Below are 14,681 nucleotides of genomic sequence, written 5' to 3'. Positions count from 1 at the left end.
CCCGGCCCTGGGCGAACGGCGGCAACGCCGCTGCGCTTCGGGCCGGTGGGTGTGACAGGCTGGGCCTCAGGCTGCTTCGAGCAGCTGCAGGAGCTTCTGGTTGGACTGGGCCAGCGTGACCGGGTCGTCCCAGCTGCCGTTGACGTTGAGCGTCGTGGTCAGCGCGTAGACGCCGGTGGGGTACTCCAGGCGCAGCGGGTTGTTGACCGTGCTGACGTCGATCACGTCGCCTTCCATGTAGTCACCGTAGGCGATGAAGTACTCGGGGTGCGGCGAGAAGGTCAGGTTCTGGTTGGGTCGCGCCTGCACCGCGTACACGGTGCTGCCCGACATGGTCACGCCGACGGCGGCCTGCGACTTGAGCGGGATGTTCTTGGTCTCGGCCAGGTAGAAGCGGTCCTTGTCCGCACCCGAGGTCGGGTCGACGAACTGGTAGGCGCCGTTGTAGTCCAGCGTGATCTTGTTCAGCCCGCTGCTAGGGTCGTAGGTCTCGGTCGCGGCGAACTGGATGCCGGGCTTGAGCTCGCCCGTTTCGGCCCACGAGAAGCCGGTGTCCACGGTCCACTCGAACTTGACGCGCGCGGTCTTGCTCGGGTTGGAGTACTTGGCGAACCAGGCGAGCGACAGGGCGTTCGGCGACCAGCTCGTGGGGTCGTTTTGGAACACCATGAAAAAGGCCGAATGGCTTGCGCGGTTGTTGACGGTGACGGAATATTTCTTGCCCATGACGCTCTCCAGAAGAAGTGGTTGGTTGAACAGTTCGCGCCGCCATGGCTGCGAACTGGAACCGACTCTAGGGAGCCGTCGCCCTCAACGGAATTACAGGCAATTACATCAACCGCAGTCTGCGGAATTCACAGCCGTTCAGCCCTGCGCGGCACCGCCCTGGATGAGGAACGGGAAGCTGCCGAACCGCACGTCGCCGCGCCGCCGCTCGACCAGTTGCGCATCGGTTGGCTGCGCGGGCAGCGCATTGAGGATCTGGTGCTTCGCGCGAAAGATCTGGATGTTCACGTACGAGGGCTCCACGCCGAGCATGCGCGAGAGCTCGTCCAGCGCGATCCAGCCCTGGCTCTGCGGCGCGAGGCCGCGTTGCGCGTCCTGCGAGCGCACGCGCGCAAGGGTCACGAGGGTGTAGTGGTGGATGCGCTCGCCAAGCGAGACCGACTTGCCGCCCGTCACCAGGCTCAGGCTCGTGTGCTCCTCGTTCTGGCTCACGTTGAAGTGCAGCGCAACGTCCACGGGCTGCGCCGATGCCGTCGCGATCGTGTTCACCGCGGTCGATTCCAGGTCGTCGCACAGCACGAACTCCCAGGTGCTGCCCGAGGTGCGGACCATCGCGCCATCGCTCAGGCGATCGACACCGTGGATGTGCTCCAGCACCCATTGACCTTCGTGGAAACAGACGTTCGCCTCGGGCTGGTTCGCATCCGGCAGCAGGTTCTCGCGCAGGCTCAATGGCAGCGGAATGCCATGCCCTTCGGCCGAAAAAAGACAGGTGACCGGCGGCGCGAGATCCTCGGCGATCCACACCGATTCCTCGCCCAGGCCGAGGCGCACTTCGGCCCCTGGCGGCAGCACGGTCCAGCGGCCATTCGGCAGGCGCTCGCCGTTCAGCGTGGTGCCGTTGCGGCTCTGGTCGACGATCTCCCAGGCCTGCCGGTTCCAGCGGACGAGCGCGTGGATCTGCGACACGTCTGGCGCCTGCAGCACCGTCTGGCAGGCCGAAGGGCGACGGCCGAACGCATGCAAGGGACGCAACACGGTGCCGCGTTGGTCGAGCTTGTTCCTGAAGAGGGCCATCGTTGCTTTTTCCTTCGTCCCTGCGTCAGACGTAGAGCGCCTGGGGATTCAGCTCGCTCTCCTGCAAAGGGGTATCGCGCCATCCCATGGCGACCGGCACCCGGTACAGGCGCGGGTTGCCGAGTTCGGGCCAGATGTGGCACAGGCCCGGCACGACCACCTTCACGGTGCACAGCGGGATGTCGGGCCGCGTGTGGTCGAGCACCACGGTCTCCATGCCGAGGGCCGAGGCGATGCCGACGCACCGGGCGATCTCCTGCGCGATGTCCGCATGCGCGGTCTCTGCGGTGGGACGCATCGGCGCAGCGTCGCCCGGCAAGAGAAACCGGGGCACGCCGTTCGCATCGCCCGGATGCGAAACAACGAACTTCTTTTCGGCCGCGATCAACTGGCTCATTTCCGTGAGCGCGCGTTCGCAGGCCAGCACGCGATCCGGACTGCAGCCGAAGCCGATGGCCCAGTCGCCAGTTGTTCGGTGGCGACCGATGGCGGCCACCACCGGGATGCCGAAATCGTGGGTGATGTCGAGCGCCCAATAGCGCCACGACGGCCCGAGGCCGCGTGCGATCCGCGCGAGGCTGTCGGCGGACAGCATGCCGAGGTCGATGCCGGGCCGTTGGATTCGCCCATACCACCAGATGGCCGCGGCATCGCGCTCCACGAGTTCGAGGAAGCCTTGAAGGATGGCTTCTTCGCGCGTGTTGCCGGCGGCGCAGCCGTTCGATGTCCATACCGCGTGGCGTTGGCTCTCTGCGGGTGCGTTGGCGTAGCAGAAGGACAGCGGGAGGTAACAACGTTCGTTCGATGTCAGCGACCAGGCCGGTGCCCACCAGGCGGTGTCGTTCGCCGAAGCTGCCTGCGGGGCGACCGCGTGCGGTGGCCTGTGCCCCTCCTCGCGCTGCCGGTCGCTGAAGCGCGCGAGTTCGTGCGCCGGAATGCAACGCGCGTCCAGCGCCGATGCCGCCGCGACGACGGAGGCTTCGTCGCCTTGATGGAAGGCGGCATACCGTTCGATCGCCTCGCACATCGCGCTCGCGCGCGACTGGTCGATGGACATGCCCTTGCCGAGGCACACCTGCACCAGCGCGTTCGCAGAAGGCGTGCCGTGCGCGGCCGGCGTCCTGAAGATCTCGCTGCGGTAGACCGTCAACGCGTCTTCCACTTCGGCGCCCAGCGGCACGACCCGCGCGATGACGCCGCACAGCGGATCGACGTGCGGGGCGAGGCGCTCGAGCGTCGCCGACGCCGGCATCGTGCGCCAGCCGCCGTCGGGCCGCGCGCCGGAAAGACAAGGCGCGAGCGTGACTGGCTGGCGCTGAAGGCGTGCCATGAGCCCGGCGTCTGCGCAGTGCGGACACTGGGGCCGCGCCACGACCGCATGCGGCTGCGCAGGATCGAGCGTCCACAGTTGCTGGCCGCGCCGTGCGACGATGTCCTGCGCCAACGCAAGCGAGTCCTTCAATCGCGCTTCGACGAGTTCGCTGTCGGCCCGCACCGGCAGGCCGATGGCTTGGCCGCCGTGCCGGGTTTGCCACCAGGCCCGAGCGGGCTGGTTCCGGAGCAGCCGGTGCGCCAGGCAATGCCAGCAAGCCGTTGCTTCGTGCGGCGTGAACAACGGTCCGGCCATGGCTTGCTCTCCGCCCGGTTTGACCAGCAGCCAGGGCCTTTTGTCTGCCCGCTGCTGCGCGTCGATCTGGCCGAGCCTCGGATCGAGGTAGTCGTCGCAGAACACGATCGTCAGCGCACCACCGGCTGCCACCTCATGGCTCCAGCGCAAGGCCGCTTCTTCGTCCATCGCCTTCGACAGCACTACGACGTCAGCATGTTCCTTCAAACGCACACGCGTGCCCGGCGACGAGAAATCCGGAACCACGTACCGTGCCGCGCCATCGGCCCGCACCGGCCTCGCGAGGCCCTGCCGCACCAGCGCCTCCAGTGCATGCAGCATCTCCGCCAGCAGCGCGGGCGGCCCCTCGGTCCGGCAATGCGAAGCCAGGCTCACCCCCTCGCGCAGCACGCGCTCGACGGCCAGCACACCCGGCGAGCCGAGCGCGAGCAGTTCCGTCTCGCCCAGCAGCAGCAGGGCGTCCGGCTGCACCAGCGGCGGCAGGTACCTTTCATGCCACTGGAAGACGTCGGTGAAGAGGTCCGTCGGCGTTGGGCTACGCGTCATGCGGCGATCCCAGCGCGAAGCGGGCGACGGTGTAGGGCCATTGGCCGGTGGTTGCCTGGAAGGCGGTCTCGAAGAGCCGGTGCTGGTCGGAGAACTGCGCATACAGGTGGTCTTCGGAGAGCACGCGGATCGACGGATGAATGGCGGCGACGCGTGCCGAGTCTTCGAACCCCGACACCACCGGCAGGTGCATGCCGCCCACCTGCACCGGCATGCGCGCCAGGATCGGGTGGACGTAGTCCATCACCAGCACGCACGCCGCCGAACGCCGGTCGAACCATTCGGCCATGCAGCGCAGCATGGCCTCCAGCGGCGCCTGCGGCAGATAGGGGCACACGCCCTCCAGCACCAGCAGCACGGGCCGCTCGCCGTGCAGCGCCACGGCGTCCAGCCATGCGGGGTCCAGCACCGAGCACGCGAGGTTGCGCTCGCCTTCGCCGGGCGCCGCATGCGCCTCGCGCAGCCGGATGGCGTCCGGCAGGTCGACGTTGAGCCAGCCGACGCCGCCGCGTGCGCCCAGCCGGCTGCGGCGCGTGCACAGCCCCGCCCCCAGCGTGACGCCGATACCGCGCGGATGCGCAGCGAAGAACGCTGCCGCGAAGCGGTCGATCAATGCGGCCCGCAAGACCACGCCCCGCACGAACGCCGCATCTGCCGTGTAACCCGCGAGATCCAGCGCCATCGCCGCGGCGATGCGCTCCGCCTCGGGGTCAGAGAACACCGGCGCCGCGGCATCGTCGATGACGCCGCTCGCGCTGGCCCGTGCGGCCAGCGTCAGCAGCAGCGTCGCCGTGGCGCCTTGCAGCACAGGCGGTGGCGCCACCCCGGCCGGTCGTTCAGCAGGTGAACGGATAGGCACTGCCCGTGTTGTTGTACGCGGTGAGCGCGATCGCGCGCATGCCCTCCTCCACCGGTGGCTGCGGGTAGTTGAGCTTGATGGCGTTCTTGATCAGCGACCCGTCGCTCCCCTTCAAGTTCCACTCGCCGCGCTTGGCATCCCAGGTGAGCTGCGGGTTGGTGGCGATGCGGATCTCGAAGTTGAACGGATTGTTGTAGCCCAGCCATTGGCTCAGCACCGGGGCCTTGTCGGTGCCCGGCGCGCGCGTGAGGTCGGCCAGGAACTCCGGCGACTTCCAGGCGAGCGCAATGGCGCGCAGCACCACGCCACCGAAGGCCAGCAGCGAATCCGCGCCGCCGCCCGGAATGCCCAGGCCGGTGGGCAGTGCACCCTGCACCGGTCCGGGCGGCGTGGGCGGCGGATCGAACGCGGCCGCCGAGCCCATGAAATTCGGGAACACCTGGTAGTAGGCAGCAAGCGCTTCGGGCGCGAGCGCCGACGGCGCCTCCGGCAGCACGATGACGAAGGCATCGTCGGGGCCGATCCAGCCGGCCGTGAGCATCGGCTTCCACTCGGCCCACATCGCGGGATTGCTGTCCACGTGCAGGCTGATGTCCAGTTGCGGCCACAGCGTGGGCAGGCCGAAGTCGCGGTGCAGCAGGGGCTGGATGTCTTCCTGGTCGAGCAGTTCGCGGCGGTACGCATCGTCCTGCCACGATCGCGCGACGGCCCGAAGGTAGGCGAGGCGGAATTCGAGCAACGGCTCGGCACTTTGGCGTTGGGTCATGATGACTTCTTCCTTGTTCAAGAAAAGTGCGCAGGCGGTCGCTTGCGCGGGGACAACTCCGGCCGCATCGCGGCCAGATCTTTCAGGCGTTCGGTGACGTCGTGGCGCGCCCGCGCCGAGGCCTCCAGGGCCTGCAGCGTGGCCAGCGCATCGGACTCGGTGCGGTGCTTGCCGCCCTCGCGCGCCAGCGCGGCCGCGCGCGAGAGGCACTGGATCGCGGTGGCGCGGTCGCCGCCCGCGCCCAGCAGGTAGCGGGCCTTCTTCAGGTGCAGCTCGGCGCTGTAGAGCCCCTCGTTGAGCTGCGCCACCAGCTGCAGGCAGTCGTCGATCCGCGCGATCGCCTCGGCCCATCGCTGGTGGCTCGCAAGGGTCTCGGCTGCGAAGGCGCGGTAGTAGGTCTGGCAGTAGCGGCACCCCATGTTCCACAGCGCCTGCACGGTGCCGTCGGCCCGGGCGATGTCCGCCAGGTCGCCGGTCGACCAGCAGCGGATGATGTCCGCATAGCCCTGGAACGCCGGGAGGCCGTAGCGCGCGGTGATGTCCAGCAGTTCGGTCGTGCTCGCGAGCGCCGCCGCCCGGTCGCCGCGCGCCTGGTGGCCCAGGCTCTGGTAGAGCAGCGCCATGCTCAGCGAGGGAATGTGCGACATCTCGCGGGCCCACTGCACGGCCTGCGCGGCATCGGCGCGCGCGGCCTCGTCGTGGCCGGAGAACCAGCGCACCAGCGAGCGCCCCGTGGTCGCCCACACGCGCGTGTCGAAACCGAATTCGGCCGCATGGTGCGCATGCGCCTCGGGGCTGTAGCAATCGATGGCGTCCGAGAGCGACACCTCGGCCACGGCGAAGCGGCCATCGGAATAATGCGCCAGGCCCAGGTAGGTCTGCGCGGCGACGTACACGCCCTTGTCCTCCTGCTGCCGCGCGTGGCCCAGCAGCCGGTGGCTCAGCCGCCGCACCTCGTCGCGGTTGCTCGCGACGTGGTGGAAGGTGATCATGGTCCACAGGTGCTGCACCTGCTTCTCGCGCGCCACGGTGTCGTTCAGCAGTTCCTGCGACAGCGCGATGCGGTCCACCACCTGCGCATGGGCCCAGCCGTGCTTGTTCATCATCGCCTGCGTGACGTAGCTGTTCACGTCGAGCCGGGCCTCGCGCTGCGCATTGCCCTCCAGCCGCGCGACCCAGCCGTCGATGTGCTGCGCATAGGCGATGGTTTCGTCGTTGAGCGAGCGATGCTGCGTGAGGCGCAACTGCCGCACCGCATGCGCGACCGCCTGCGCGTGATCGCCCGCCTCCGCCCAGTGCTGCGCGACGCTGCCGGGTTCGCTGGCCACGCGCTGCGGGTAGCGGCGCATCAACGTCTGCGCCACCCGCTCGTGCTGCTGGCGGCGCTGCGCGACCAGCATGCATTCGTAGGCGGTGTCGCGGATCAGCGCATGCCGGAAGGTGAAGGCGCCGCTCTCCGCGGCGGAGGCCTCGGCCGGCATGACGAGCCCGGCCTCGCGCAGGGCCCGCAACTCCCAGTCCACCGACTCGCGGCTCCTGCCCGAGCAGGCGGACAGCAGTTCCGCATCGAACTGCCGCCCGACGGTGGCGGCCAGCTGGAGCAGGCTCTTGGCCGCGCCGAGCCGGTCGAAGCGGCTGACCAGCGAATCGCGCAGCGTGACGGGAATGGCCGCCGGCTGCACCGCGTCCTTGAAGACCCAGGTGCCGTCGACCTCCACCAGGTAGGTGTCCAGCAGCATGCGCGCCATCTCTTCCACGAAGAGCGGCACGCCGTCGGTGCGCGCGACGATGTTGCGGACCACCGCGGCATCGACCGTCCTCGGCGCGAGCACCTGGCGGGCCAGCTGGGTGGCCTGTGCATCATCGAGCCTTCGCACCTCGATGCACTCGGCCGCGAGGCCCGGCGGCTTGGTCCATTCGGGCCGCGCGGTCAGCACGAGCAGCACGCGCTGGTCCACGAGTTGCGCGACCAGGCTTTCGAGAAACTCGACGCTCGTCGGATCGGCCCAATGCACGTCTTCGACCACCAGCAGCAGCGGCGACGTCGCGGCCATATGCAGCAGCCATTGCGCGGTCGATTGCAGCAGCAGCGCCTTCTGCATCGCGGGCGACATCTGGCTCGCTTCGTGCGCACCCAGCGGCAGCGACAGCCACGCGCAGAAGATGGGGACCACGGCCTGGGCATCGCAGCCGGCGGCCTGCAACGCCTCTTGCAGGCGATCGCGGCGGCTGTCTGGCGACGCACTTGGTACTGCATCGAGCTGCTGGCGCAGCAGCGAGAGAAACGGCGTCAGCGCGTTGTTCTGGTGTTCGGGCTGGCACTGCGCGCCCACGGACCTTCGGCCCTCCTGTGCCACGTGCTCGCGCAGCACGTCGACGAGGCAGGACTTGCCGATGCCCGGCTCGCCGCGAATCCACACCGCCCGCCCCTGGCCTTGGCAGGCCTCGGCCCACTGGGTGCGCAGCAGCTCGAGTTCCGGGTCGCGCCCGATGCACCGGTGGCCCAATGCGCCCGCAACGGCGATGGGCGGCGAGAAGGACGGCCTCTGCGGGTTGAGCCGGTAGGTCTGGATGCCGGCCGATTGCCCCGGCAGGCTCACGCTGCCGGCCGCATCGAAATGCGCGTGGCGCGACAGCAGGCGGTAGCTGCTCTCGCTGGCCAGCAGCGTCCCCATGTCGGCCACGCCTTCCAGGCGCATCGCGACGCTCACGGCATGGCCCGAGGGAATCTCGCCCGCGGCCACCACGGCCATGCCGGTGTGCATGCCCATGCGGATGCCCAGGTGCGCGCCGTGCGCCTGGCGGATGGCCTCGGCCCGGCTGTGCCCGAGGGCCGTGAGCTCCAGCGCGGTCATGCTCGCCTGCCGCGCGTCGGTGTCGCTCGCATGCGGATAGCCGAAGAGCACGATCATCCGGTCGCCCAGCGTGCCCGCCAGCAGGCCGCCGCGCCGCGTGGCCACGTCGGAGAAGCGGCCGAGTTCCTCGCGCTGCAGCAGTTCCAGTTTCTCGATGTCCGACGGGGGCACGGCGCCTTCACCGTCCTCGCCGTTTTCGCTGTCTTCGCCCTCCCCGGCATCGGGCCAGACCGCGACGCTGCAGCACAGCACCGTCAGTTGCCGTTTCTCGGAGAAGGCCCGGGGCGAAGCCGCGGTGCGCGTGAGCGGATCGTTGTGCAGCTGTTGTTGTTGCTGCGCGGACCGCAGCGCGCCCACGAGGTTGTCCAGCCGCAGCCGCCCGAGTTCGGCCAGCAGCGTGGCCGCCGAGCCGCAACGCTCGTCGGCCTTCTTCTTGAGCGCATGCCGCAGGAGCGCCGCCACGGGATGCGCGGCGATTTCCGCCGGAAGCGGCACCTCCAGCGGACTGAGTTGCTGGTGAAAGATCTCGGCGGTCGATTCGCCGCGCACGGCGGGTGCGCCCGTCAGGCATTCGAGAAACATCAATCCCCAGGCATAGAGGTCCGAGCGCACGCTGGGTGGCTCGCCGCGCAGTTGCTCGGGCGCCGTGTACGACGGCGTGCCCAGGCACTCCTCGGCCATCGTGAGCGTTGGAAACTGAAGGCCCTTGTGCAGCGGGATCACGGTGCTGATGCCGAAGTCCAGCACCTTCGCATGCGGCATCGCGCCGGTGAAGGTGACCATCACGTTGTCGGGCTTCAAGTCGCGGTGCACGATGCCGGCGCGGTGCGCGCAGTCCAGCGCATCGAGCACCTCGGCCATGAGGTGCCCGGTTTCCGTCGCGGTCAGCGAGCCTCTGCGCCGCACCAGGCTGCGCAGCGTTTCCCCGGGCACGTATTCGAAGACGCCGTACACGCAGTCGCCCTGCTCGCCCTTGTCCAGCAACTGCACGATGTGCGGGTGATGCAGCGCGGCGCAGAGCCTGGTCTCGCGGTGAAAGCGCGCGACGCGCTGCTGGCCGTCCTGCACCTTCACGACCTTCACGGCGACGACGGTGCCCGTGTGGCGCTGCATCGCGCGATAGACCGTGCCGTAGCCGCCCGCGCCCAGCACGTCCAGCAAGTCGTAGCCGGGAATGTGCTGTGCGACCCCTTCGGTTGCGTCACCGAGGCCAATGACGGCGTCCTGCATTTCAGCCCCCATCTTCTTGTTGATCGGCAAACGCCATCCGACGGTCGCCGCAACAAGGATTGCCACGCAACACCATCGTTTGAAACACGATTTGTTACTGTAGCTGACGAGGGGATTTTTCCGGTCGAAAAATCTTTAAAAGAAGCCGCCGCGCAAGGGCTCTGGCGGTCTTTCTATTACGTGTGCGACTGCTATTACGCTGAAAGAATTCGTGCGCGCGGCCACCGCGTTCAGGCGAAGTCGGTCGACGGTTTTTCCCAGAGATTCACGCCGCCTTCCACCGCGTACTTGTCGATCTCCGCGAGCTCTTCGGTGCTCAGCGGCGGGTGGCGCAGCGCTGCGACGTTGTCCACGATCTGCTCGGGCCGGCTCGCGCCGATGAGCGCGGAGCTCACGCGCGGATCGCGCAGCGTCCACGTCAGCGCAAGCTGCGCGAGGCTCTGGCCGCGGCGCCTGGCGATCTCGTTGAGCGCGCGTGCGCGTTCCACGTTGTCATCGGACAGGTGCTCTTGCTTGAGCGAGCCGCCGCCGGGCCGATTGATGCGCGCATCGGCCGGAATTCCCTGGAGGTACTTGTCGGTGAGCAACCCCTGCGCGAGCGGCGTGAAGGCGATCACGCCCGCGCCGAGTTCGCCGGTGGCATCGAGCAGGTCCTTCTCGATCCAGCGGTTGAACAGGTTGTAGGCCGGCTGGTGAATGAGCAGCGGCACCTTCCACTCGCGCAGCAGCGCCGCGATCTCGCGCGTCTTGCCGGCGGAGTACGACGAGATGCCGATGTACAGCGCCTTGCCTTGCTGCACGGCCTGGGCCAGCGCGGAGGCGGTTTCTTCCAGCGGCGTGTGCGGATCGAAGCGGTGCGAATAGAAGATGTCGACGTAGTCCACGCCCAGGCGCTTCAGGCTCTGGTCGAGACTTGCGAGCACGTATTTGCGGGAGCCGCCGCCCTGTCCGTACGGGCCGGGCCACATGTCCCAGCCGGCCTTGCTGGAGATGATGAGTTCGTCGCGATAGGCCTTGAAGTCCTCGCGCAGCAGGCGCCCGAAATTGGTCTCGGCGCTGCCGTAGGGCGGGCCGTAGTTGTTGGCCAGGTCGAAGTGGTTGATGCCCAGGTCGAAGGCGGTGCGCAGCAGCTTGCGCTGCACGTCGATGGGCGTGCTGTCGCCGAAGTTGTGCCACAGGCCGAGCGAGATGGCGGGCAGCACGAGCCCGCTGCGCCCGACGCGGCGGTAGGGAATGGCGTCGTAGCGCCCGGGGGCGGCAAGGTAGGTCATGGAATGCGGAAGAGAGTGGGAAGGGAGCGACATGATGCCCGCGTGTTTGCGCATATGCATGCGCGGTTTTCTTCGTTGGTGACGCGGGCAGGGCTTTCTAGGATCGTCGCTTCCCAACCAGCCCCACCGCTCCCGTGCCGGAGCGCGCCGTCATGCCCAACGAGTCGCCCTCTTCCATTCCTTCGCGCCGCGTGGCGCTCAAGACCCTCGCATCGCTGGGCGCCATCGGCGGCCTGGCGCTCGCGGGCTGCTCCCGCGAAGACGGCAGCAAGGCCGCCGCCGCCAGCGGCCCGGCCGTGGTGAAGAAGACCGGCGACAAGGTGGCCTTCAAGTACCCCAACAACCCCTCGTTCGACCTCATCTACCTGGCCGACGAGCTCGGCTACTTCGAGGGCACCAACACCCGCCCCGAGTACGTCGGCAAGATCGCCGCGCCGCAGATCATTCCGCTCGTGGGCACGGGCGAGATCGATTTCGGCAGCCGCATGGTGCCGCTGGTGATCTCGGCCATTGCGTCGGGTGCGGACCTCAAGGTGGTGGCCGCGGGCGGCAAGACGCTGCAGGAAGCGCCGCACATGAAGTACTTCGTCCGCAAGGACTCGGGCATCCGCAACCCCAAGGACCTCGAAGGCAAGACCATCGGCTTCAACAGCTTCGGCGCCTGCGCCGAGTTCGTGACCAAGAAGTACCTGCGCCAGCACGACGTGGACGTGACGAAGATCAACTTCGTCGTCATTCCCGACGAGCAGGCCGAGCAGACGCTGGTGACGGGCAACACCGACCTGGCGATCATCCACGCGCCCTTCTCGGGCCGCGCCGACAACGCCGGGTCGCTGGTGCGCCTGTGGAGCGATTTCGACCTCGATGGGGGCCTGGGCGGCATGGCGCCGTACAGCGCGCACGGCCAGTTCATCCGCCAGCACCCCGAGGCGGTGCGCGACGTGGTCGCGGCGCTCGCCAAGGCCGGCAACTGGGTCAACGCCAACACCGAAGAGGCGCGCAAGCTGGTGGCCAAGCGCATCAACATGGACCTGAAGAACGTCGACCGCTACGCCTACGTCGACGACCTGGTGGTGACCGAGCCGCCGATCCAGTACTACATCGACATCCTGCAGTCCGAGGGCAAGCTCGCCGCGGGCAAGGTGGCGGTGAAGGACATCTACACCAACGAATTCAACCCCTTCGCGCAACAGGCCGCGAAGTCCTGATCCGCGCGCGCCATGAGCCTCAAGATCTCGGCCCGCGACGTGCGGATGGACTACGCCGCGCGCGGCGCGAGCGAGCGCGTCCGGGTGCTCGAAGGCTTCGACCTCGATGTGCGCGAGGGCGAATTCCTCTCGGTGCTCGGGCCCTCGGGCTGCGGCAAGTCGACGTTCCTCGGCATCCTGGCCGGGCTCACCGAACGCACCGGCGGGCGCATCGCCATCAACGGCCAGCCGCTCGCGGGCATCAACCGCAACCAGGGCGTCGTGTTCCAGGGCTACGCGCTTTTTCCGTGGCTCTCGGTGCTGGACAACATCGCGGTCGGGCTGGAGATTCGTGGCATCGGCAAGACAGAGCGCCGCCGCACCGCGCACGAATACCTCGAACTGGTCGGCCTGCACGGCTTTGCCGACCGTTACCCGCACGAGATATCGGGCGGCATGAAGCAGCGCGTGGCCATTGCCCGCTCGCTCGCCTACAAGCCCGACGTGCTGCTGATGGACGAGCCCTTCGCCGCGCTCGATGCGCAGACGCGCGAGATCCTGCAGGGCGAGCTGCTGCGCATCTGGGAGCAGTACCGCAAGACCATCGTCTTCATCACGCACAGCCTCGAAGAGGCGGTGTATCTGTCGGACCGGGTGGCGGTGATGACGCAGCGGCCCGGTCGCATCAAGGCCATCATCGACATCCCGCTCGCGCGCCCGCGCTCGGCGGAGATTCGCCACACGGCCGAATTCGCAGCCCTGCGCCAGCGCGCTTGGGAAGTGCTGAAGGACGAAGTGCAGGCCGGGCTGCGGCCGCGCTCGCTGGAAGGTGTGGTGTCATGAGCGCCGTACTCGACGCGCCCGCAGCGCGCACGCCCCATCGCTTCATCAAGCTCGCGCGCGGCTTCGCCCGCGTGGCCGAGCGCGGCATCGGCATCGTGATCTTCCTGGCGCTGTGGGAGGCGCTTCCGCGCCTGGGCATCGTGAGCGACGCCTACCTCAGCCCGCCCTCCGCCGTGATCGCGAGCATCGCGCAACTCGTGGACACCGGCCAGCTCTGGAAGCACCTGGCCGCAAGCCTGCAGCGCTCGCTGTGGGGCCTGCTGCTCGCGAGCTTCCTTGGCGTGGTGCTGGGCCTCTCGATCGGGAGTTCGAAGCGGCTGGCAGCCATCGTCGATCCGGTGCTGCAGCTGTTTCGCCAGACCTCGGCCTTCGCGCTGTTCCCGGTGTTCATCCTGTTCCTGGGCATCGGCGAGCTCTCGAAGGTGGCGATCATCTTCTGGGCCTCGTTCTGGCCGGTGCTGCTGAGCACGGTGAGCGGCGTGAAGCAGGTGGATCGCCTGCTCGTCAACTCGGCGCTGTCGATGGGCGCGTCGCAGCGCTTCATCTTCTTCAAGGTGGTGCTGCCGGCGTCGCTGCCGTCGATCTTCACCGGCGTGCGGCTGGCGGGGGCCTACAGCATCACCGCACTGGTCGCGGCTGAGATGATCGGCGCGCATTCGGGCCTGGGCTTTCTCACGCTCAATTCGCAGGAGACCTTCCAGATTCCGACGATGTACGCCGGCATCCTGCTCCTGGCCGTGCTCGGGCTGCTGCTCAACTACGTGCTCGCCTTGCTGGAGCGGCGGCTGCTGCGCTGGCGCAAGGGGCTGAGCCTCGATGACTGAACGCAAGCTGGCGCTGGCAGGCGCGGCGCTTGCCGCGGCCGTGGCCGTGGCGCTCGCGGGCATCGGCGGCGCATGGGTCTTCGCGAAGCCCTCGCTGTCGAGCCTGCCGAAAGGCCCGGTGCTCGCCCGCGCCATCGAACGCGGCAAGCTCATCGTCGGCGTGCGGCGCTACCCGCGCCCTGCCCCGCCCGAGGCGCCGACGCCGCCCGAACCCGACGGCTTCGACGCCACGCTGGCAAGGCAAGTGGCGGATTCGCTCGGTGTGCCCCTGGAACTGGTCGGGCTCGATGCGGTCGCGCAAGAAGCCGCGCTGCGCGAAGGCCGCATCGACCTGCTGGTCGCCGGCGTGCCCATGCAATCCGCGCAAGGCATCGCCGCCGCACCCGGCAGCTACGACATCGGCCAAGGCCTCGTGGTCGCGCTGCGGCGCGGCAAGGTGCAAGAGGCGTCCGCGCTTCGCGGTGCCACCGTGTGTGTCGGCGAAGGCTCGGGCTATGCGGGCGCGGTGTCGCAGCGCTACGGCGCCGAGCCACGCAGCTACCCTTCGTCCGTGCATGCGGCGTCGGCCTTCATGGCCGGTGAATGCGCAGCGCTCGCCGAGGACGGCGAGGTGCTCGAGCGGCTCATGCAGAACGAGGAATGGCGGTTCTACAAGCCGCTGGAGAGCGACCTGCGTCCGCCCTCGGATGCAGCCATCCGCCTGCCGCAGGGCGATAGCGTGTCACGCGATTACCTGGCGGCAGCACTGCGCCAATGGCGCGCCGACGGCACGCTGGCCAAGGCGCGCGGTGCACGGGCGGGTAACCTGCAGTTCGAGATCACGTTGCTCAAGGATGGCTTTGTCTGCCACTCCTAGGCTGAGGACCGCCG

11 protein-coding genes are annotated in these 14,681 nt (G+C 68.5%); 4 read left to right on the top strand and 7 right to left on the bottom strand.

The window, feature by feature from the left end; genetic code table 11:
* Positions 1 to 66: 66 nt before the first annotated feature.
* From BM133_RS06885 to mgrA, 7 genes are all read right to left on the bottom strand, one after another.
* Positions 67 to 726, bottom strand: coding sequence for a hypothetical protein (locus BM133_RS06885; protein ID WP_093432550.1), 660 nt, complete (start codon positions 724 to 726; stop codon positions 67 to 69).
* A gap of 138 nt (positions 727 to 864) precedes the next feature.
* On the bottom strand, positions 865 to 1,803 hold the full coding sequence (locus BM133_RS06880; RefSeq protein ID WP_093432548.1) for an FHA domain-containing protein: 939 nt from the start codon (positions 1,801 to 1,803) through the stop codon (positions 865 to 867).
* Between the two features lie 25 nt (positions 1,804 to 1,828).
* The gene (locus BM133_RS06875; protein ID WP_093432546.1) at positions 1,829 to 3,976 is read right to left on the bottom strand and encodes a TOMM precursor leader peptide-binding protein; all 2,148 of its coding nucleotides are present in this window, start codon (positions 3,974 to 3,976) and stop codon (positions 1,829 to 1,831) included.
* Positions 3,966 to 4,799: a class I SAM-dependent methyltransferase gene (locus BM133_RS06870; RefSeq protein ID WP_256219074.1), complete on the bottom strand. Its 834-nt coding sequence runs from the start codon at positions 4,797 to 4,799 to the stop codon at positions 3,966 to 3,968. The genes BM133_RS06875 and BM133_RS06870 overlap by 11 nt, the downstream gene beginning before the upstream one ends.
* A gap of 13 nt (positions 4,800 to 4,812) precedes the next feature.
* The gene (locus BM133_RS06865; protein WP_256219073.1) at positions 4,813 to 5,601 is read right to left on the bottom strand and encodes a BMA_0021/BMA_0022 family TOMM bacteriocin; all 789 of its coding nucleotides are present in this window, start codon (positions 5,599 to 5,601) and stop codon (positions 4,813 to 4,815) included.
* A 17-nt stretch (positions 5,602 to 5,618) separates the two neighbouring features.
* Positions 5,619 to 9,752, bottom strand: a complete 4,134-nt coding sequence (locus tag BM133_RS06860; RefSeq protein WP_256219072.1) for a TOMM system kinase/cyclase fusion protein — start codon at positions 9,750 to 9,752, stop codon at positions 5,619 to 5,621.
* Between the two features lie 164 nt (positions 9,753 to 9,916).
* Positions 9,917 to 10,957 (bottom strand): L-glyceraldehyde 3-phosphate reductase, encoded by a 1,041-nt coding sequence (gene mgrA, locus BM133_RS06855; RefSeq protein WP_093432545.1) that lies wholly within the window; start codon positions 10,955 to 10,957, stop codon positions 9,917 to 9,919.
* A gap of 152 nt (positions 10,958 to 11,109) precedes the next feature.
* Here mgrA and BM133_RS06850 point away from each other — a divergent pair, with 152 nt between their 5' ends.
* Genes BM133_RS06850 through BM133_RS06835 form a run of 4 tightly spaced genes read left to right on the top strand, consistent with a single transcriptional unit; the run spans position 11,110 to position 14,667 of the window.
* Positions 11,110 to 12,165 carry an ABC transporter substrate-binding protein gene (locus BM133_RS06850; RefSeq protein WP_093435108.1) on the top strand — a complete coding sequence of 352 codons (1,056 nt, stop codon included), beginning with the start codon at positions 11,110 to 11,112 and terminating at the stop codon, positions 12,163 to 12,165.
* A gap of 12 nt (positions 12,166 to 12,177) precedes the next feature.
* Positions 12,178 to 12,987: an ABC transporter ATP-binding protein gene (locus BM133_RS06845; RefSeq protein ID WP_093432543.1), complete on the top strand. Its 810-nt coding sequence runs from the start codon at positions 12,178 to 12,180 to the stop codon at positions 12,985 to 12,987.
* Positions 12,984 to 13,811 carry an ABC transporter permease gene (locus BM133_RS06840; RefSeq protein ID WP_093432542.1) on the top strand — a complete coding sequence of 276 codons (828 nt, stop codon included), beginning with the start codon at positions 12,984 to 12,986 and terminating at the stop codon, positions 13,809 to 13,811. The genes BM133_RS06845 and BM133_RS06840 overlap by 4 nt, the downstream gene beginning before the upstream one ends.
* Positions 13,804 to 14,667: a substrate-binding periplasmic protein gene (locus tag BM133_RS06835; protein ID WP_093432540.1), complete on the top strand. Its 864-nt coding sequence runs from the start codon at positions 13,804 to 13,806 to the stop codon at positions 14,665 to 14,667. Before BM133_RS06840 ends, BM133_RS06835 begins: the two co-directional genes overlap by 8 nt.
* The last annotated feature ends 14 nt before the right edge of the window (positions 14,668 to 14,681 follow it).

Source organism: Variovorax sp. 770b2 (genome assembly GCF_900115685.1).
GTDB lineage: Bacteria > Pseudomonadota > Gammaproteobacteria > Burkholderiales > Burkholderiaceae_C > Variovorax.
Note: the sequence above shows the minus strand (reverse complement) of the source record. Positions and strands in the feature narration are given on the sequence as shown.